Origin of the sequence: Microbacterium enclense, from assembly GCF_004022425.1 — a bacterium.
GTDB classification, from domain to species: Bacteria; Actinomycetota; Actinomycetes; order Actinomycetales; family Microbacteriaceae; genus Microbacterium; species Microbacterium enclense_A.
Genome location: NZ_RBZY01000055.1, coordinates 1 through 19,300, shown reverse-complemented (window position 1 = coordinate 19,300; position 19,300 = coordinate 1). Strand labels below are relative to the sequence as shown.

General features: G+C 71.2%; 20 protein-coding genes. 2 read left to right on the top strand and 18 right to left on the bottom strand.

The window, feature by feature from the left end; translation table 11 throughout:
- Positions 1-228 precede the first annotated feature (228 nt).
- Together D8Y23_RS13475 and D8Y23_RS13470 are read left to right on the top strand one after the other, a co-directional pair.
- The gene (locus D8Y23_RS13475; RefSeq protein ID WP_128218610.1) at positions 229-807 is read left to right on the top strand and encodes a GNAT family N-acetyltransferase; all 579 of its coding nucleotides are present in this window, start codon (positions 229-231) and stop codon (positions 805-807) included.
- A gap of 39 nt (positions 808-846) precedes the next feature.
- Positions 847-1,230 (top strand): RNA-binding S4 domain-containing protein, encoded by a 384-nt coding sequence (locus D8Y23_RS13470; RefSeq protein ID WP_128218609.1) that lies wholly within the window; start codon positions 847-849, stop codon positions 1,228-1,230.
- 110 nt (positions 1,231-1,340) lie between these two features.
- Here D8Y23_RS13470 and D8Y23_RS13465 read toward each other — a convergent pair whose 3' ends face one another.
- The 18 genes from D8Y23_RS13465 to D8Y23_RS13385 form a co-directional block, all read right to left on the bottom strand.
- Complete coding sequence (locus D8Y23_RS13465; protein ID WP_128218608.1) at positions 1,341-2,243, bottom strand: NUDIX domain-containing protein; 903 nt, start codon at positions 2,241-2,243, stop codon at positions 1,341-1,343.
- 159 nt (positions 2,244-2,402) lie between these two features.
- On the bottom strand, positions 2,403-2,843 hold the full coding sequence (locus D8Y23_RS13460) for a DUF805 domain-containing protein (protein ID WP_128218607.1): 441 nt from the start codon (positions 2,841-2,843) through the stop codon (positions 2,403-2,405).
- Between the two features lie 184 nt (positions 2,844-3,027).
- Positions 3,028-4,551: a ribosome biogenesis GTPase Der gene (gene der / locus D8Y23_RS13455; protein ID WP_128218606.1), complete on the bottom strand. Its 1,524-nt coding sequence runs from the start codon at positions 4,549-4,551 to the stop codon at positions 3,028-3,030.
- Positions 4,541-5,254: a (d)CMP kinase gene (gene cmk, locus D8Y23_RS13450; protein ID WP_128218605.1), complete on the bottom strand. Its 714-nt coding sequence runs from the start codon at positions 5,252-5,254 to the stop codon at positions 4,541-4,543. The genes der and cmk overlap by 11 nt, the downstream gene beginning before the upstream one ends.
- Positions 5,247-6,380, bottom strand: coding sequence for a prephenate dehydrogenase (locus tag D8Y23_RS13445; RefSeq protein WP_128218604.1), 1,134 nt, complete (start codon positions 6,378-6,380; stop codon positions 5,247-5,249). Before D8Y23_RS13445 ends, cmk begins: the two co-directional genes overlap by 8 nt.
- A 55-nt stretch (positions 6,381-6,435) precedes the next feature.
- Positions 6,436-7,197, bottom strand: a complete 762-nt coding sequence (locus D8Y23_RS13440) for a pseudouridine synthase (protein WP_128218603.1) — start codon at positions 7,195-7,197, stop codon at positions 6,436-6,438.
- Positions 7,194-7,808: an SMC-Scp complex subunit ScpB gene (scpB, locus tag D8Y23_RS13435; protein ID WP_240663904.1), complete on the bottom strand. Its 615-nt coding sequence runs from the start codon at positions 7,806-7,808 to the stop codon at positions 7,194-7,196. Before scpB ends, D8Y23_RS13440 begins: the two co-directional genes overlap by 4 nt.
- Positions 7,798-8,640, bottom strand: a complete 843-nt coding sequence (locus D8Y23_RS13430; RefSeq protein WP_128218602.1) for a segregation and condensation protein A — start codon at positions 8,638-8,640, stop codon at positions 7,798-7,800. Before D8Y23_RS13430 ends, scpB begins: the two co-directional genes overlap by 11 nt.
- Positions 8,624-9,526, bottom strand: a complete 903-nt coding sequence (locus tag D8Y23_RS13425) for a ParA family protein (RefSeq protein ID WP_240663903.1) — start codon at positions 9,524-9,526, stop codon at positions 8,624-8,626. The genes D8Y23_RS13430 and D8Y23_RS13425 overlap by 17 nt, the downstream gene beginning before the upstream one ends.
- 298 nt (positions 9,527-9,824) lie before the next feature.
- On the bottom strand, positions 9,825-10,754 hold the full coding sequence (gene xerD, locus D8Y23_RS13420; protein ID WP_128218601.1) for a site-specific tyrosine recombinase XerD: 930 nt from the start codon (positions 10,752-10,754) through the stop codon (positions 9,825-9,827).
- Between the two features lies 1 nt (position 10,755).
- Complete coding sequence (locus D8Y23_RS13415; RefSeq protein ID WP_128218600.1) at positions 10,756-11,334, bottom strand: NUDIX domain-containing protein; 579 nt, start codon at positions 11,332-11,334, stop codon at positions 10,756-10,758.
- 1 nt (position 11,335) lies between these two features.
- On the bottom strand, positions 11,336-13,045 hold the full coding sequence (locus D8Y23_RS13410) for a CTP synthase (protein ID WP_128218611.1): 1,710 nt from the start codon (positions 13,043-13,045) through the stop codon (positions 11,336-11,338).
- A 132-nt stretch (positions 13,046-13,177) separates the two neighbouring features.
- Positions 13,178-14,878, bottom strand: a complete 1,701-nt coding sequence (gene recN, locus D8Y23_RS13405; RefSeq protein ID WP_128218599.1) for a DNA repair protein RecN — start codon at positions 14,876-14,878, stop codon at positions 13,178-13,180.
- A complete protein-coding gene (locus D8Y23_RS13400) occupies positions 14,875-15,795 on the bottom strand; it encodes an NAD kinase (RefSeq protein WP_128218598.1) in 921 nt (306 codons plus the stop codon). Before D8Y23_RS13400 ends, recN begins: the two co-directional genes overlap by 4 nt.
- Positions 15,792-16,592: a TlyA family RNA methyltransferase gene (locus tag D8Y23_RS13395; RefSeq protein WP_128218597.1), complete on the bottom strand. Its 801-nt coding sequence runs from the start codon at positions 16,590-16,592 to the stop codon at positions 15,792-15,794. Before D8Y23_RS13395 ends, D8Y23_RS13400 begins: the two co-directional genes overlap by 4 nt.
- Positions 16,589-16,750 (bottom strand): hypothetical protein, encoded by a 162-nt coding sequence (locus D8Y23_RS16855; protein WP_164878242.1) that lies wholly within the window; start codon positions 16,748-16,750, stop codon positions 16,589-16,591. The genes D8Y23_RS13395 and D8Y23_RS16855 overlap by 4 nt, the downstream gene beginning before the upstream one ends.
- A 19-nt stretch (positions 16,751-16,769) precedes the next feature.
- Complete coding sequence (locus tag D8Y23_RS13390) at positions 16,770-17,807, bottom strand: HAD-IIA family hydrolase (protein WP_128218596.1); 1,038 nt, start codon at positions 17,805-17,807, stop codon at positions 16,770-16,772.
- Entirely contained in the window at positions 17,804-18,451 is a 648-nt protein-coding gene (locus tag D8Y23_RS13385) for a hypothetical protein (protein WP_240663902.1), read from the bottom strand. Before D8Y23_RS13385 ends, D8Y23_RS13390 begins: the two co-directional genes overlap by 4 nt.
- Positions 18,452-19,300: the final 849 nt, after the last annotated feature.

The window sequence follows — 19,300 nt, the reverse complement described above, 5'->3', positions numbered from 1 at the left end:
GGATTTGAACCTGCGACCCCTTGACCCCCAGTCAAGTGCGCTACCAAGCTGCGCCACATCCCGTCGCCCGCGAGCGGGCAACTCGATTATCTTACCCGCTCCGCGGACCTCCCGCGAACCGACGCCGCCCCGGGCGTGTACGTGGCATCGCGGCCGCGGCCGCAACTGACGCACGGAACCTCCACGGCATCCCTTGCCCGTGTCCGGCCCGCTCGCTACGGTCGCGGCATGGGCATCGAGATCCTCCCCGCGACCGGCGATCGCTTCGACGATGCCGAGGTCGCACTCGACAGCGGCGACGGGCGCGCGTGCCAGTGCCAGTGGTGGTTGCTGTCGAACGGCCCGTGGAAAGAGAGCTCGGTTCCCGAGCGCACCGAGATGTTCCGCGCGGAGCTCGACGCCGACGCCCCACCCGGACTGATCGCGTACGTCGACGGCGAGCCGGCCGGATGGGTGCGCGTCGGCCCGCGCACGGCGCAGCCGCGCCTCGCCCGCACGCGCAACGTCGTCCGGTTCACGACCGAACCGATCGACGACGACTCGGTCTGGGCGGTCACCTGCTTCGTCATACGCAAGGCTCACCGCGGTGGCGGCCTGATGCGCAGGCTCTTGGATGCCGCTGTCGACGCCGCCCGCGACGGCGGCGCCCGGGTCCTCGAGGGGTATCCGCGCGACCCTACCGCCGCGAAGATCCCGGTGAACGACCTCTACCTCGGCACGGTCTCGGTCTTCGAAGACGCCGGCTTCACCGTCGTCGATCGCCCCAAACCCGACCGCGCGCTCGTGTCCCTCACGCTTCGCGACTGATCCCCCGACCTACGATGGAGGTTCCCCGAAGGAGCCTCGATGACGGATGCCACGCCCACCGCGCGCGTCGACGCGTGGCTGTGGGCCATCCGCGTCTACAAGACCCGGTCGGCCGCGACCACCGCGTGCCGCGCGGGTCACGTCCGCGTCAACGGCGAGCGCGCGAAGGCCGCCCAACCCGTGCGCCCCGGCGATGAGCTGCGCGTGCGCATCCAGGGCTTCGACCGCATCCTCGTCGTGAAGAAGACCATCGCGAAGCGAGTCGGCGCGGCCCTCGTCGCCGAAGCCGCCGAGGATCGCACTCCCCCGCCGCCCCCGCGCGAGAGCATGCCGTTCGTGCCCGTGCGCGACCGCGGCGCCGGGCGCCCCACCAAGCGCGACCGCCGCGAGATCGAGAAGCTCCGCGGCCGCGACCTCGACTGACGCGCCGCCCGCTGCAGAGCGATCCGCGCTCGCTCAGTCCGAAGCCGCCCCGACGACCGAGATCGTGCAGATCATCGAGTCGCCGCCGCGCGCCACTCCACCGCCGGGCGTCAGCCCAGCTGCTCCCGCAGCCACCGCACCCCGCGCACCGACGCCCCGAGTTCTTCGACGCGCGCGGCGAGGCCGCGGTCGCTAGTCACCACGATGACGGGGCTCCACGCGTCGACGAGCGAGCGAGCCACCGCGACGATCTCGTCGTCGCCCGAGCCCTCCGCGCGGACCACCGGCAGACGCTGCACGGGCACCTCCGCCGCCCGCGCCTCGCCCTCCAGCACCGCCGTGACGAGCGGGAACCAGCGCGTGGCCGTGAGGCTCAGCTGTTCGGCATCCATCCCCTCGACGGAGAGCATCGACAGCTGGGCGAGCAGGCGTGCGGCGGCTCCGGCGCGATCCTTCCACCACCCGTCGGGCACCGAGCCCACGACGTTCGCCACGTCGACGACCACCGCCGGGCGCACCGGCAGAGCAGCGCGCAGCGCGGGCCACGCCGCCGCGAATCCCGGATGCAACGGGCGGGATGCCACCTCGTCGATCGGCACCCACTCCAGCGCCACGCTCTCGGGGTCGCTGATCACCGGCTCGAACGGCGTCGTCACATCGGCGACGAGCGTCGTGTACGACCAGATGCCGAGGTCGAGAACGCTCTCGAAGCGGGGTTGCACGGCATCCACCGGCACGCCCGCCTCTTCGGCCGACTCGCGCAGGGCGCCGTCGCGAGCGGATTCGCCCTCGTGGCGCGCACCACCCGGCAGCGCCCAAGTATCGCCGAAATGACTCCACGAAACTCGGTGCTGCAGGAGGACGCCGCGCTCCGCATCGACGGCGAGCAGGCCCGCCGCGCCGAATCGGCCCCAGTACTTCTCACCCGTGGGTGCCACCACCCAGGCATCGCCGGGGTCGCGGGGCCCGTGCGGACGCCGCGGTTCGCCCGGGGCCGGAGGTTGGATCGTCATCCTCCCCAGCCTGGCACAGCCCCGACCCGCGGGGCGCCCCGCCCCTCACACGGGGTCCGCGAAAACGCAGAGGCTGCACCCGCTCGACGATCCCGCAGCACGCTGCGGTGGAGTCGTCGGCCGGATGCAGTCTCGGCGTCGGCCGTCCCGAGAACCCGCTCAGTCGAAGCGAGCACCCTCCGGCTTGGAGTCCAGAAGCATGAAGACGAACAGGATGATGCCGCCGACGAACGGCACGAAGGCGATGAAGATCCAGAAGCCGCTGCGGTTGGTGTCGTGCAGGCGACGCACAGTCAGGGCCAGGTGCGGCACGATCGTGGCCAACGCCCACAACAGGTAGATGATGAAGAACACCAGTCCGAGACCGGACGGTGCGGTGGGGTTGCCGAGCTCGTCGACGGTGGCGCCGCCGGTCGCGAGCGCGAGGATCGTCAGCGCGAACGAGACGATGGCCTGCACGAGGGCCCACCACCAGTACTCGCTGCGGCTCGCACGGCCGGTGAACGTCGCGTACTTCTTGAAGAAGCGCTGGACGGCAGCCCCGATCGGAGCCCCGTAGTACGGCTGGCTCAACGCCGGGGCGGTCTGAGAATTGGTCACGATGATCCCCCATCACGGCATCGAAAGGATGCCACACTCCGGCGGATCCGATTGGTCCGCCGCAGTGGACTCTATCGACACTCAGCTGTCTTCCAGGAAGCGTGACACGCCGCACCGACATTCTGGGCAACGATCGACCACATCACGAACGCCCCGGCCGAAACCGGGGCGTTCGTGGGGCGACTCAGCGCTGGCGCTTCTCGCGGATACGCATGTTGAGGACGATCGGCGTGCCCTCGAAGCCGTAGATCTCGCGCAGGCGCCGCTGGATGAACCGGCGGTAGCCCGGGTCGAGGAATCCGGTCGTGAACAGCACGAATGTCGGCGGACGCGTCGACGCCTGCGTCCCGAACAGGATGCGCGGCTGCTTGCCACCGCGCAGCGGGTGCGGGTGCTCGGCGACGAGCTCGGCGAGGAACGCGTTGAACTTGCCCGTCGGGATGCGCTGATCCCACGACTCCAGGGCCGTCTCGAGCGCCGGGACGAGCTTGTCGAGGTGACGGCCGGTGCGGGCCGAGATGTTCACGCGCGGTGCCCAGGTGACGTGCGCGAGGTCCTGCTCGATCTCGCGCTCGAGGTAGCGGCGCCGGTCGGCGTTCTCCATGTCGTCGTCGTTCAGGCGGTCCCACTTGTTGAACGCCAGCACGAGCGCGCGACCCGACTCGAGCACGAGGTCGATGATGTTGAGGTCCTGCACGCTGATCGACTGCGACACGTCGAGCACCACGACGGCGACCTCGGACTTCTCCAGGGCGGTCGAGGTGCGCAGCGACGCGTAGAAGTCGGCGCCCTGCTGCAGGTGTACACGACGACGGATGCCGGCGGTGTCCACGAGCGTCCAGAGCTTGCCGCCGAGCTCGACGACCTCGTCCACGGGGTCGCGGGTCGTGCCCGCGAGCTCGTTCACGACGACGCGCTCTTCGCCCGCGGCCTTGTTGAGCAGCGACGACTTGCCGACGTTCGGGCGGCCGAGGATGGCCACGCGACGCGGACCGCCGATCTCGTACTTGGCGACGGCCGAGATCTCCGGCAGCACCTTCATGAGCTCGTCGAGGAGGTCGGCGACCCCGCGGCCGTGGATGGCGGAGACGGGGTGCGGCTCACCGAGACCGAGGTTCCACAGAGCTGCGGCCTCGGGCTCCTGGCGGGCGTCGTCGACCTTGTTGGCGACGAGGAACACCGGCTTCTTGGTCTTGCGCAGCAGCCGTACGACGTGCTCGTCGGTCGCGGTCGCGCCCACCGTGGCATCCACCACGAACAGGACCACGTCGGCGAGGTCGATGGCGACCTCGGCCTGCGCCGCGACCGAGCGGTCGATGCCGCGGGCGTCGGGCTCCCAGCCGCCGGTGTCGACGAGCGAGAACCGACGGTCGAGCCATTCGGCCTTGTACGTCACGCGGTCGCGGGTGACACCCGGGGTGTCCTCGACGACGGCCTCACGGCGTCCGAGGATGCGGTTCACCAGCGCCGACTTGCCGACGTTGGGGCGACCGACGATCGCCACGACCGGCAGCGCTGGCAGGAACTCGATGCCGTCTTCCTCCCCGGCGAGGCCGGCGAGCAGCGCCGCATCGTCCTCGTCGAGGTCGAAGTCCTCGAGGCCCGCGCGCAGCGCTTGTGCGCGCTGTTCGGCCAGGACCTCGTCCAGCTCGGCCATCTTCTCGGCGAGCTGGTCGGGCCCGCCTTCGTACTCGTCGTCAACGCCCATCGCGGGCTCCCATCGTGGAGTCGACGACGTTCAGCACGGCGTCGACGGTCTGGTCTAAATCGAGGTGGGTCGAGTCGACGACCTGCACGCCGGGAGCGGCGGTGAGGAAGTCGACGACCGTGGAATCGGCCGCGTCGCGCTTGTGCAGCGCGGCGGCGACCGCGGCGGCATCGTGGCCGCCGAGTTCGGTGCTGCGTCGAGCGGCGCGCACCTCGGGCGCAGCCGTCAGCAGGATGCGCACCGGCGCATCGGGGAACACGACCGTGGTGATGTCGCGGCCCTCGACCACGACACCCCGCAGACCCGCGGATGCCACGAGCCGGCGGAAGAGGTCGTTGACGGCCTGCCGCACGGCGGGGACGCGGGCCACGCCGCTCACGGCATCCGTCACGCGGGGCTCGCGGATCGCGGCGGTGACATCGGTCCCCCCGACGCGGACCCAGCGGTCCGCCGGATCGAGCGAGATGGCGTAGTCGAAGTCGCCGAAGACCTCCAGCACCGCGGTGGCGTCGGAGGTGTCGCTGCCGTGCTCGAGCGCGTGCCAGGCGAGCGCGCGGTACGCCGCGCCCGTGTCGAGGAATCCGAAGCCGAGGCGCTCGGCCGCGGCTCTCGAGACGCTGGATTTGCCACTGCCCGCGGGCCCGTCGATCGCGACGATCGCGACGGGCGCATCGGCCGAGGGCTTGGTGAGGGACTCAGTCATGGGTGGTGCTCGCAATCCGCCATCCGCGCTGCTGGAGCCCGTCGACGGCTCGGCGGACGGCGTCGGGGACGACACTGATCTCGGCCAGACCGAAGGGAGCCCCCGGCGAGTGCTCGAGACGCAGGTCTTCGACGTTGACGTCGAGGTCGCCGAGCTCGCCGAAGAGACGGCCGAGCTGCCCGGCGGTGTCGTCGACCATGACGACGAACGTGTCGAATCGGCGGTTCTGGCCGTGCTTGCCCGGCAGACGCTCGACGCCCTCGTTGCCACGGCGGATCGTGTCGGCCACCGTGCGGCGGGCACCGGGGACGTCGGGGTCGCGCAGTGCGTCGGCCACATCGGTGAGATCGGCGGCGAGCTGATCGAGCACCTCGACCACCGGGGCCGCGTTCGCACCGAGGATCTGCACCCACAGTTCGGGAGCGGATGCCGCGATGCGGGTGGTGTCGCGCACGCCCTGCCCCGCAAGACGGAGAGATCCGTCGGGGGCCGAGACGAAGCGGCCGGCGAGCAGGCTCGCGACCAGCTGCGGCACGTGCGACATGAGGGCCACGGACTCGTCGTGCTCCTCCGGCGTCATCTCGATGAGCGTCGCGCCGAGGTCGAGGGCGAGACCCTCGACGAGGGAGAGGTCACGGGCCGAGGTCTCGCCGTCGCGGCACACGACCCAGGGGCGCCCGACGAAGATGTCGGCGCGCGCGGAGATCGCTCCCCCGCGTTCGCGTCCGGCCATCGGGTGCGATCCGATGTAGTGCGTGAGGTCGACGCCGCGCGCGCGGAGCGTGCGCAGCGGCTCGAGCTTGACGCTCGCGACGTCCGTGACCACGGCACCCGGGTACGCCGCGAGTTCGCGCTCGACCACGTCGGCGACGACGTCGGGCGGCACGGCGACGACGATGAGCGACGGCCGGTCGTCGTCGCGCTCGGCGCGTCCGGCCCCGTAGTCGATCGCGAGGCGCAGCTGCGACGGAGACGTGTCGGCCAGCACGACGTCGACGCCGAGGGCGGTGAGCGCGTGACCGACGCTGGCGCCGAGAAGGCCCGAGCCGACGACGCGGACCGTGCCGCTCGTACGGGTCGCCAACGGGGCCTCCGCGCGCGCGGACGTTCCACTCGGATCGGTCATCGGGTCTCCTGCTGCCCTGGGCGGCACTGCTCGGGCCGCGAAGCGCCCCGCGCGGTCACTCGGCCGGAGCGGCCGGGGCGTCACCGTCCCGACGGGACAGCGTGAGCAGGGCACCACGTTCTACTGTAGTCAACTCGCGGGCCTTCCCCACCGGGAGAGTTCCCAGGTGAAGGGGCCCGAACTGCCGCCGCACGAGTTCCACGACCGGATGGCCGACCTCGGCCATCATGCGCCGCACAATCCGGTTGCGCCCCGAGTGCAGCGTCAACTCGACCAGGCTTGCTCCCTGCGAGGCATCCAGGAGCCGTGCCTTGTCCGCGGCGATCGGTCCGTCCTCGAGGTCGACGCCCTTCGTCAGACGCGCGATGGTCTGCGGCGTCACGAGCCCGTCGACCTTCGCGATGTAGACCTTCGTCACGCCGAACGAGGGGTGGGCGAGCACGTGGGCGAGGTCGCCGTCGTTGGTCAGGACGAGAAGCCCCGAGGTGTCGGCATCCAGGCGTCCGACGTTGAACAGGCGCTCTTCCCAGTCGACGGTGAAGCCGCGCAGGTCGGGCCGCCCGCGATCGTCGTTCATCGAGCTGACGACCCCCGTCGGCTTGTTGAGGATCACGTAGCGCTTCGACGCGTCGAGCTGCACCGCAACGCCGTCGACGTCGACGAGATCGCTCTCCGGGTGGATGCGCGAGCCGAGCTCGGTCACCACGGCGCCGTTCACGCGCACGCGCCCCTCGACGATCATCTGCTCCGACACCCGACGCGAGGCGACCCCCGCGTTGGCGAGCACCTTCTGCAGGCGTACGCCCTCTTCGCTCATCTGAGCACCTCTCCGTCGAATCCGTCGGCGCCGTCGTCGAGCAACGGCGAGATGTGGGGCAGCTCGTCGAGCGAGTTGATGCCCAGGTTGATTAGCAGCTGGTCGGTCGTTCCGTAATGGATCGCGCCCGTGTCCGGGTCGGTGAAGACCTCGGCGATGAGCCCGCGGGCGAGCAGCGTCCGCACGACCGAGTCCACGTTCACCGCGCGGATGGATGCCACCTGCCCCCGCGTCACCGGCTGCTTGTACGCGATGACGGCCAAAGTCTCCAGCGCCGCCTGCGACAGGCGCGACGGCGCCTGGGTGTTCACGAACTCCCCCACGACGTCGTCGTACTCCTCGCGGACGTACAGCCGCCACCCCCCGCCGACCTCGCGCAGCTCGAAGCCGCGGCGGGGTCCGCCGGTCTCGCCGTCGTAGTCGGCGACGAGCCCCTCGATCGCCTGACGTACGGCCGGCACCGGTGCGGCGACGGCCGCTGCCAGCGACACGAGGCTCTGCGGTTCGTCGAGGATCAGCAGGATCGCCTCCAGGCGACGAGCGACGGATGCCGTGTCGGTCGGGCGCGCGGGCGTCTCGGCGGTCGGCCGGATGGCGGTGTCATCGGTCATAGTCGGCTCCCAGGGCGGCGAGGTTCTCTTCCGACCACCTTTCGGCGGTCCAGCGCAGGGTCAGTTCGCCGAGCGGTTCGATCTGCTCGAACGACAGCGCGGCGTGGCGGTACAGCTCGAGGATCGCGAGGAACCGCGCCACGACGACCCCGGTCTCGGTGACGCCGGCGACGAGATCACGGAAGTTCAGCGTCCCCGCTCCGCGCAGCAGGGTGACGACGATCGCGGCCTGCTCGCGGATGCTGACGAGCGGCGCGTGCAGGTGGTCGAGCCCCACGGTGGGCGGTTGCTTCGGCGCCAGCGCGACCACGGCGAGCGCTGCGAAATCCTCCGCGCTGAGCGTCCACACCAGCTCCGGGACGGCGCTGCGGTACTTCTCGTCCAGCCGGACGTTGCGGGTGTGCCGGCGGTCTTCCCGCTGCAGACAGCGCGCGAACCACGACGACACCTCTTTGAAGGCCCGGTACTGCAGCAGGCGCGCGAAGAGCAGGTCGCGGGCTTCGAGGAGCGCCACCGACTCGGCATCCACCAGTTCCCCCTGCGGCAGGAGACCGGCGATCTTCATGTCGAGCAGGGTCGCGGCCACCACCAGGAACTCGGAGGCCTCGTCGAGGTCTCCCTCGGGGCCGAGCGCCCGGAGGTACGCGATGAACTCGTCGGTCACGCGGCTGAGTGCGACCTCGGTGATGTCGAGCTCGTGCGCGGAGATGAGGTTGAGGAGCAGGTCGAACGGCCCGTCGAACACCGGAAGCGACACACGGAAGCCCGCGGCCTCGGCGTCCCCGCTGTCGGGCGGGCTGGCAGCGGTGCCGCCGTCAGGCGACGGCGCCACGGGCGACCAGCTCCCGCGCCAACCGCATGTAGGCCTGCGCGGCGGCGTGCTCGGGCGCGAACTCGGTGATCGGCATGCCCGAGACCGAGGCATCCGGGAACTTCACCGTGCGACCGATGACGGTCTCGAGGACGTCGTCTCCGAACGCCTCGACGACCCGCTCGAGGACCTCGCGCGAGTGCAGGGTGCGCGGGTCGTACATCGTCGCGAGGACGCCGTCGAGTTCGATCGCCGGGTTCAGGCGATCGCGCACCTTGTCGATCGTCTCGATGAGGAGAGCGACACCGCGCAGCGCGAAGAACTCGCACTCGAGCGGGATCAGCACACCGTGCGCGGCGGTGAGCGCGTTGACCGTGAGCAGGCCGAGCGACGGCTGGCAGTCGATGAGCACCACGTCGTAGTCGGCGGCGAGCTTTCGGAGCACCCGGGCGAGGATCGTCTCGCGCGCGACCTCGTTGACGAGGTGCACCTCGGCGGCCGACAGATCGATGTTCGCCGGGATGAGGTCGAGACCCTCGACGCGCGTGTGCACGATCGCGTCGCGCGGGTCGCGCTTCGTGTCGAGCAGCAGGTCGTAGATCGTGGGCACGTCGTGCGTCTGGATGCCGAGTCCCGCCGACAGCGCACCCTGCGGGTCGAAGTCGATCGCGAGCACGCGGCGGCCGTAGCCGGCGAGCGCGGCGGCGAGGTTGATCGTGGTGGTCGTCTTGCCGACGCCGCCCTTCTGGTTGCAGAGGGCGATGATGCGGGCGGGACCGTGGCTGTCGAGGGCGGGCGGGGTGGGGAATCCCTGGTACGGCCGTCCGGTGGGTCCGAGGATGACCTCGTCCGCGCTCTTCGCCGTCCCCTTCGTGCTCGTCGACACCGAGTCTCCCGCCTTCGTCATAACGTGCCGAGTCTACTCGTCGCCCCGCCGCTCGCCGGGAGACCCGCGGTGAGCGCGGTCGCGGCGTGTACCGAGAACAGGCGGGTGCCACCGCAACAGGCAGATCGCGGCGGAATCGCCCTGTTCTCGCCACATCGCCTGTTCTCGCGACGCCAGGCCGCGCCTGATGCCGAGCGCGCCACGTCGCGAAAACAGGCGTCGTCCCCAGAACAGGCGGATATCGCTCAGATTGCCCTGTTCTCGTCGCATCCCCTTTTCTCAGCACGACGAGCGGATGCCACTCCTTCGGCGCCGCGGCTCACCGCGCCCGCGGGTGCGCCGTGGCGTAGACGTCGCGGAGAGCGTCGACCGAGACGTGCGTGTAGATCTGGGTCGTGGCGACCGAGGCGTGGCCGAGGAGCTCCTGCACCACACGGACGTCGGCGCCGCCCTGCAGGAGGTGCGTCGCGAAGGAGTGCCGCAGCGTGTGCGGTGAGACGTGCGCGGTGAGGCCCGCCCGCTCGGCGGCGGCCTGGATGATGAGCCACGCGCTCTGGCGCGACAGCGGCGCGCCGCGGACACCCAGGAACAGCCGCGGCGTGGCCCTGCCCTTGGCCGCCCAGGCCGGCCTGATCCGTGTGAGGTACGCCTCCACCGCCGCGCGGGCGTACGAGCCGACCGGGACGATGCGCTCCTTCGCGCCCTTGCCGCGAACGCGCAGCACATCGCCATGCGCGGTGTCGTCCACGTCGAGCTGCACGATCTCCGACACGCGGGCGCCAGTGGCGTACAGCAGTTCGAGCAGGGCGCGGTCGCGGACGGCCGCGGGACCCGCCGCGGCCTGGTCCTCCGAGCCCGGCGCGGGGCCGGCGGCATCCAGCAACTGCTCGACCTGGCCAATCGACAGGGCCTTGGGGAGGCGCCGCGGCGCCTTCGGTGGGCGCAGCCGTCCGCTCGGGTCGTCGACCGCGCGCCCCTCGCGCACGAGGAAGCGGTGCAGCCCGCGCACCGAGGACTGCAGCCTCGCGAGCGACGACGCCGCGGGCGGCGGCTCGGCCGATGCCCGCTCGGCGGCGAACTCCGCCACGTGCGCGGAGGTCACGGCATCCGTGTCGTCGATGCCCCGCGCAGCCAACCACCCGGCGTACACCGCGAGATCACGGCGATACGCGGCGACGGTGTGGTCGGACAGCCCCCGTTCGAGCGCGACGTGCCGCAGGTACGTCTCGACCGCGCGCTCGAGCTTCACGTCAGGCCGACGCGGCCTCGCGGCGCAGCACCTCGGCAGCCGCGAGGACACCGGTGGCCAGGATGCCGTTGCGCAGACGCCCCGCGAGGACCCCGTCGATCACGTCGGCCAGCGGCACGCGCTCGACGCGCATGTCCGACTCCTCGTGCTCGCGCTCGTAATCGGTGACGACATCGGAGAGCCCGCGGGCGAGGAAGAGATGCACGACCTCGTCGTTGCCGCCGGGCGTCGTGTGGATCGACACGAGGTGCTGCCAGCGGTCGGCCGCGAGATCGACCTCTTCGCCGAGCTCCCGCTTCGCCGTCTCGATGGGCGGCTCACCGGCGACGTCGAGGAGGCCCGCCGGGACCTCCCAGTCCCGCTCCTTGATCGGCTGGCGGTACTGCTGGATGAGCACCACTCGGCCGTCGTCGTCGAGCGCGATGACCGCCGCGGCACCGGGGTGCTCGACGTACTGGCGGGTCATCTCGCCGTCGCCGTACCGCACGGTGTCGGACCGGACGTCCCACACCGCCCCCTGGTACACGAGGTCGCTGGCGACGACCTCCAGGTCGACGGGCTCGTCGCGCAGCGATTCCATGTCAGTCCTCCTCGACGTCGAACAGCTCGCTCGCGCGGTGACGTTCGAGCGCCGCGCCGACCAGGCCGCGGAACAGCGGGTGCGGCTGGGTGGGACGCGAGCGCAGCTCGGGGTGAGCCTGCGTGGCGATGTAATACGGGTGGACGTCGCGCGGCAGCTCGACGTACTCGACGAGGTCGAGGTCGGGGTTGAGCCCCGAGAACACCAGGCCCGCGTCGCTGAGCTGCTGACGGTACGCGTTGTTGACCTCGTAGCGGTGGCGGTGACGCTCGAACACGCGGGTCTCGCCGTACACCTCGGCCGCGAGCGAGCCCTCGCCGAGGTCGGCCGGGTACAGGCCCAGGCGCATCGTGCCGCCGAGGTCGCCGCTCTGCAGGATGTCGATCTGCTCGGCCATGGTCGCGACGACCGGGTGCACGGTGTCGGGGTCGAACTCGCTCGACGACGCGCCCTCGAGGCCCGCGACGGTCCGCGCGTACTCGATGACCATGCACTGTAGACCCAGGCAGATGCCGAGCGTCGGGATGCCCTGCTCCCGAGCGAAACGCAGCGCACCGAGCTTGCCCTCGATCCCGCGGATGCCGAAGCCGCCGGGGACGATGATGCCGTCGACCGCCGAGAGGGCCTTGGCCGCCCCCTCCGGCGTCTCGCAGAGGTCGGAGGGGATCCACGTGATCTTCACGTGCGTCTCCTGCGCGAAGCCGCCGGCCTTGATGGCCTCGGTCACCGACAGGTAGGCATCCGGCAGATCGATGTACTTGCCGACGAGACCGATGGTGACCTCGTGCTTCGGGTTGTGCACCGCCTGCAGCACCCGCTGCCACCGCGACCAGTCGACGTCGGCGGCCGCGGCGATGTCGAGCGAGTCCACGATGTAGGCGTCGAGGCCCTGGTCGTGCAGCATCGACGGGATGTCGTAGATGCTCGGGACGTCGACGGCGTTCACGACGGCGTCCTCGTCGACGTCGCACATGAGCGCGATCTTGCGCTTGTTCGACTCGGTGACCGGCCGGTCACTGCGCAGCACGAGGGCGTCGGGCTGGATGCCGATGGAGCGGAGGGCGGCGACGGAGTGCTGCGTGGGCTTGGTCTTCTGCTCGCCCGACGCGCCCATGAACGGCACGAGCGAGACGTGCACGAAGAAGACGTTCTTGCGGCCGAGTTCGTGGCGGATCTGCCGCGCCGACTCGATGAACGGCTGCGACTCGATGTCGCCGACCGTGCCGCCGATCTCGGTGATGATGACGTCCGGCTGCGGCGTCTCGGTCGCCTGGAGGCGCATGCGGCGCTTGATCTCGTCGGTGATGTGCGGGATGACCTGCACGGTGTCGCCGAGGTACTCGCCACGGCGTTCGCGCGCGATGACCTGCGAGTAGATCTGGCCGGTGGTGACGTTGGCCGCCTGGCTCAGCTCGATGTCGAGGAAGCGCTCGTAGTGACCGATGTCGAGGTCGGTCTCGGCCCCATCGTCGGTGACGAAGACCTCGCCGTGCTGGAACGGGTTCATCGTGCCCGGATCCACGTTGAGGTAAGGGTCGAGCTTTTGCATGACGACACGGAGTCCCCGCGCCGTGAGGAGGTTGCCGAGGCTGGCCGCCGTCAGGCCCTTACCGAGAGACGAGACCACTCCTCCGGTGACGAAGATGTGCTTCGTCGTGAAGGTCGATGCCGTGGTGTTGTCGTCTGAATGTCCCGCGTCCGAAGTCTGCATCACGGGCTTCGATCCTATCAGTCGTCTTCGAGGATGGCCGCGCGGAGCACGCCGCGCGTTCAGGGCAGTCTGGCATCGGCCGCCGACACGCAGGTCACCCCGGCGTGACGATCCCGTGTCGTCGCCAGGAGGTCAGCGCACCGCCCGGCCGGTCTTCAACAGCTCTCGTGCGTGCGTGAGAGCGGCATCCGAATCGGTCAGACCCGACAGCAGACGCGCCATCTCGGCCTCCCGCTCGGCGCCCTCGAGCCGACGGACACTGGATGCCGTCACCGCGCCGTCGTTGCCCTTGACCACCGTCAGGTGATTGCCGGCGAAGGCGGCCACCTGCGCGAGGTGGGTGACCGCGATGACCTGCGACGACTCCGCCAGCCGCGCGAGTCGGCGGCCCACCTCGATCGCGGCGGCCCCGCCGATTCCGGCATCCACTTCGTCGAAGACGAACGTCGGCACCGGGTCGACGCCGGCGATGACCACCTCGATCGCCAGCATCACGCGGCTGAGTTCGCCTCCCGACGCGCCGCGCGACACCGGTCGAGGATCGGCGCCGGGGTGCGGGGCGAGGAGGATGGCGACGTCGTCGCGTCCGTGCGCACCGGGCGTCGACGACGCCGTCACCTCGACGGTGAGTTTCGCATCGGGCAGGGCGAGGGCGTGCAGCTCTTCCGTGACCGCGACGCTCAGACGTTCGGCCGCCTCGCGCCGCGCGGCCGTGAGGGCGTCGGCCGCCGCGTCCACCTCTGCGGCGGCGGCATCGCGCTGCGCACCCAGGCGTTCGATGCGGTCGCCGTCGTCGTCGAGCTCGAGCAGCCGCGCCGATCCGGTCTCGAGCAGGGCGATCGCGGCATCCACGGACCCGTGCGCGCGAGTCAGCGCCGCCAGGACGCTGCGCCGCTCGTCGACCGCAGCGAGCTCGTGCGGACCCGACTCGTCGAGGTCGGCGAGGTAGCCCGAGAGGGCGACGGCGGCGTCGGTGGCGCGATAGCCCAGGTCGGCGACCTGCTCGCCGATCGCCGCGAGCTCCGCGTCGCTGCCCGAGACACGCTCCAATGCGCGGCGCGCCTCGGCGAGCAGAGCAACGACATCTGGAGTGTCGTCGTCGCTCGAGAGCGCCGCGTGAGCGCTGACCGCGGCGATCCGCAACTCCTCCGCGTTGGCGAGGCGCTCCGCGCGACGCGCGAGATCCTCCTCCTCGCCGACGACCGGCGCGGCGGCTTCGATCTCGGCGATGGCTGCGCGCAGCTCCTCGGCCTCGCGGGCGCGATCGTCGCGATCGGACGTCAGCGTCGTCAGCTCGGCATCCAGGGCTCGGAATGCGTCCCACGCGGCGCGGTACGCGGCACGGGCCGTCGCCACCGGGTCCGCTCCGAATCGGTCGAGCGCGTCGCGCTGGGCGGATGCCGAGCGCAACCGCAGCTGATCCGACTGCCCGTGCACGACGACAAGGTCGTCGGCGAGATCGGCGAGCACGCCGGCCGGGGCGGTGCGTCCGCCGACGGTCGCCCGTCCCCGACCCTCGCTGGAAACGGTGCGACCGAGGTAGAGCTCGGCTGCGCCGTCGCCCAGCGGCTCCACGTCTCCCCCGGCTTCGCGCACGCGCGCGGCCACCGGGCCCTCCTCGGAAACGATCCATACGCCCTCGACCGCGGCCTGAGCGGCGCCCGAGCGCACCGCACCCGAGTCGGCGCGCTGGCCGAGCAGCAGCCCGAGACCCGTCACGACCATGGTCTTACCGGCCCCGGTCTCGCCGGTGATCGCCGTGAACCCGCGACCGATGGGCAAAGTCGCCTCGGCGATGACGCCGAGGTCGCGCAGCCGCATCTCTTCTATCACGGCATGCCCCCGAGCGCGCCGCGCCAGCCGGTCACCGGCAGACGGAACTTGCGCACGAGCCGGTCGGTGAAGGCCGCGGGGTGCAGCCGCGCGAGACGCACCGGACGCGATGACCGCCGCGCCACGACACGAGCGCCGGGCGGCAGGTCGTGCGAGCGGCGTCCGTCGCACCACAGGATGCCACTGCCGCTGGTGCGCTCGAGCACCTCTACGGCGACCGTGGCGTCGGGGCTCACCACCAGCGGGCGGGCGAAGAGCGCGTGGGCCGAGAGCGGGACGACGGCGATGGCTTCCACGGTCGGCCAGATGACGGGTCCGCCGGCCGAGAAGTTGTACGCCGTCGATCCGGTCGGCGTCGCCATGACGACCCCGTCGCACCCGAACGACGACAGGGGTCGACCGTCGACCTCCATGACCACCTCGAGCATGCGCTCGCGACTCGCCTTCTCGACCGTGGCCTCGTTCAGAGCCCACGTCTCGAAGATGACGCGGTCGTCGGCATCCAAGACCTTCACCGCGAGAGCCAGACGCTCCTCGACGCGGTAGTCGCGAGCAATCACGCGGCGCACGGCGTCATCCATGTCGTCGCGCTCGATCTCGGCGAGGAAGCCGACGTGACCCATGTTGATGCCCAGGATCGGTGCCGTACCCCCGCGGACGGTTTCCGCCGCGCGCAGGATCGTTCCGTCGCCGCCGAGGACGATGGCGAGCTCGAGCCCGTCGACGTCGACGTCGACGCCCAGGGTCTCCACGCCGTCGAGCGACAGACGCTCGGCGAGCTCGGGCCGGTCCTCGGCGGACACCACCGGGATCGCACCGGCCGCACGGACCGCCGAGAGCACGCGTTGCGCGGCCTCGACGGTGTCGTCGCGGCGCGCGTGGACGACGAGCAGTATTCGGCGTTCGCTGGGGGTCATCGGCTTCCGGTCAGTCGGGTCACGGTGCTCTCCCATTCTGAGGGGTCGGTGCCCCGGGTGTCCGAGAACCACGCCACGTACTCCTGGTTGCCGTGCGTGCCGATGAGGGGCGAGGCGATGAGCCCCGCCGTCCTGAGACCCGCGTCCCACGCGGCCCAGAGGACGCCGTGCACGGCGTCCGAGCGCATCGCGGGATCGGTCACGAGTCCGCCCTTGACCGCCGTACGACCGACCTCGAACTGCGGCTTGATGAGCAGCACGATCTCGGCCTCGGCGGCAGCGGTGTCCGCGACGGCGGGCAGCACGTGGTGCAGAGAGATGAACGACAGGTCTCCGGTGACCACGTGCGGTCGCTCGGCGACACCCGTCGCGGCGGCGAGGCTGTCGGCGGTCATGAATCGCACGTTATACCCCTCGACCGACACGACACCGGGGTCGGCGGCCAGGGTTGGGGACAACTGCCCGTGACCCACGTCGACGGCCAGGACGGGGTCCGCACCCCGCTCCCGCAGGACCTGGGTGAAGCCTCCCGTCGAGGCCCCGAGGTCGAGCGCGACCCTCCCCGACGGGTCGACGTCGAAGGCATCCAGCGCGGCGAGGAGCTTGTGCGCACCGCGGCTGACGTAGTGATCGGTCACGGCGACCTCGATGCGCGCATCGTCGTCGACACGGACCGACGGCTTGACCGCCCCGCGCCCGTCGACGCTCACCAGACCGTCGGAGATCAGCTGCGCCGCGTGCGTCCGCGATCGCGCGAGTCCCCGCGCGGCGAGTTCGGCATCCAGCCGGCCGCTCATCCGTCGGCCGGCGTCGCGGCGCCCGATTCGAGCCGGCGCGCGAGTTCGTCGTGGAGCGCGGCGTACGCGTCGGCGCGCGCGTCGAGCGGCTGATCCTCGATGATGCGGAGGCGGTCGATCAGTTCGGCCCCGACATCGGTCTCGCGGTCGTCCGACATGGATGCCATCGTATCGGCGTCAGCGCACGCGGAACGGGTCCGCGTACAGCTGTTCCGGAACGCGGAACCCGAAGATCGCGCGGCCAGAGCCCCAGATCGCGGCTGCTCCAGCGCGCAGGAGATCGATCTGCCGCTCCCCCGCCGACACGATGCGCAGGTCGACGCCGTCGATCTCGACGACCGCGTCGCCCACGCGAGTGCGCTCGCCCTTCACGATCGTGGCAGGGTAGGGCTCGAAGAGCTGTCGCAGGTCCTCGACGATGTAGTCGGGTCGTTGGTTCGGCGCGGCAGCGAGTAGTTGCTTCGGCCGGTCGATCCCCGTGAGCACGTGCACCGAGGCCATCTCCGCCGCGCGAGCGCCCTGCACGTCCGTGTCGAGCCGGTCGCCGATGAACAGCGGCGATCGGGCACCCGTTCGGGCGACGGCGAGGTCGAAGATCGGCCGCTCCGGTTTGCCCGCAACAGTGGCCAGACGCCCCACCGCGGTGTGCACGGCCGACACGAGCGTGCCGTTTCCCGGCGCGATACCGCGGGCCTGCGGGATGGTCCAATCGGTGTTCGTCGCAATCCAGGGGATGCCACCCTCGTCCACCGGCGTCGCGAGCGCGTACGCCGCCTCGGCGAGCTGCGCCCACCCGACCTCCGGCGCGAATCCCTGCACGACGGCGGCCGGAGCGTCCTCGGCGCTTCGAGTGACGACGTAGCCCGCCTTCTCGACCTCGACGACGAGCCCCTCGCCCCCGACGACCAGCAGCGTCGATCCCGCCGGAACGAGGTCGTTCAGCAAGCGCATCGCGGCTTGAGGGCTCGTCACGACATCGTCCGCGGCCACGTGCAACCCGAGGGACGTCAGGTGTTCGGCCACTGAGGCGTCCGTGCGCGAAGCGTTGTTCGTGATGTAGCCGACTCGGCGCCCCTCCTCCACGGCACGATTGAGGCTGTCCACGGCGTGCGGCAACGCACCCGGGCCGGCGTACACGACGCCGTCCAGGTCGGCGAGCACGACGTCGACGCCGTCGAGGGGGGTGGATCCGGGCTTGCTCCGACCGAAAATCATCGCTCCTCGTCCTCGTCCTCACCCTCGCCCTGCATCGGGACGACTCCGGGTGCCACGTCCACGCCGCCCTCGTCATCGATGAGGTCGATCTCCTCCACGACGATGACCTCGCGGTCGGCGACCCCGGCGGCGGCGTCCAGGGCGTCCGCCGCGATCTCGGCGCGCCGGAACCACTCGGCGGCCTCCTCGTGCCGCCCGAGTTCCTCGAGCACTGCAGCGCGCGCCGCGAACAGGGCGGGGCTCCAGTCGAACGCCCGATCGGGATCGGCCTCGGGGATGTCCAGCTCCTGGAGCGCGCGCTCCGGCTCCCCGAGGTCCAGACGTGCGCCCGACATCGCGATCGCCAGCTGAGCGCGCACCGCCGTCGGGAGGGTCGAGCGATCCACTGCGCGCCCCTCTTCCAGCGCGCGGTCGGGGCGTCCCACCCCGCGCTCGCTGTCGACGATGAGCGGCAGCTGCTCGTCCGACCCGGAGATGCGGCGGTGCGTCCGGAGTTCGCGGAGAGCCAGCGCGAAGTCGCCGGTCGCGTAGGCCGTGATGGCGACGGTCTCGCGGACGATGGCCACGCGCCCGGCGCTGCGCGAAGCAGCGAGAGCATGTTCGTGAGCCAGGGCGGGATCGTCGTCGATCAGACGCGACGCCATCACCAGGTGGCGGGCGACGTTCTCGGCGTTGTCCTTGCTCAGAGTCTTCAGTTCGTTGCGCGCCGCACCCGGCAGGTCTCGGGCGGTGACGTCCTCAGGAATCGCGGGTCCGCGCTCACGCTGATCCTGCGGCGGACGCGTGGCGCGAGCATCGGCGCGGTCGAACCGGCGCGGTGCACCTGCCCCGGGGCGACGGTCGCCCGACGGGCGGCGGTCATTGCCCTCTGTGCGGGGCCGGTACGGACGCGAGTCACCGCTCTCGCCGCGGGGACGCCCCGGGCGTGAGTCGCCGTCCCGGCGCGGGCGGCCCGCGGAGTCACCGTCGCGGCGGGGTCGGAAATCCGCGTCGCGCCGCGGTCGCCCGGCGCTGGAGCCGTCGCTGCGGAAAGGCCGGGAATCACCATCGCGCCGCGGACGGTCGAACCCGCCGCCCGCGGACCGGCGCGGATCACCCTCGCGGCGGGGGCGGTTCTCTCCCGCACCGTTGTTCGGCCGCGCGTCGCCGTCCCGACGCGGACGATACGTGCGATCGTCGTCGCGACGGGGCCGATAAGTGGAATCCCCTTCGCGCCGCGGACGATCGGAGCGGTCACCCGCGCCGCGGGGAGCCCGATCCTGACCGTCGCGACGCGGACGGCCAGGTCGTTCTCCATCCTGACGGAACGGGCGCGCCGACGAATCGCGCGCGGGACGTTCACGCCCGCCGGAAGATCCACGAGACGGGGTCGATCGGGGGCGGGATCCGTCGCCGGAGCGACCTCCGTTGACGTTGCGCTCGCCCGCGTCGTCGTTCGACATGTCGATCCTTCCCCACGGAAAATGTGTCCGTATATGCGAAATGGCCACCCA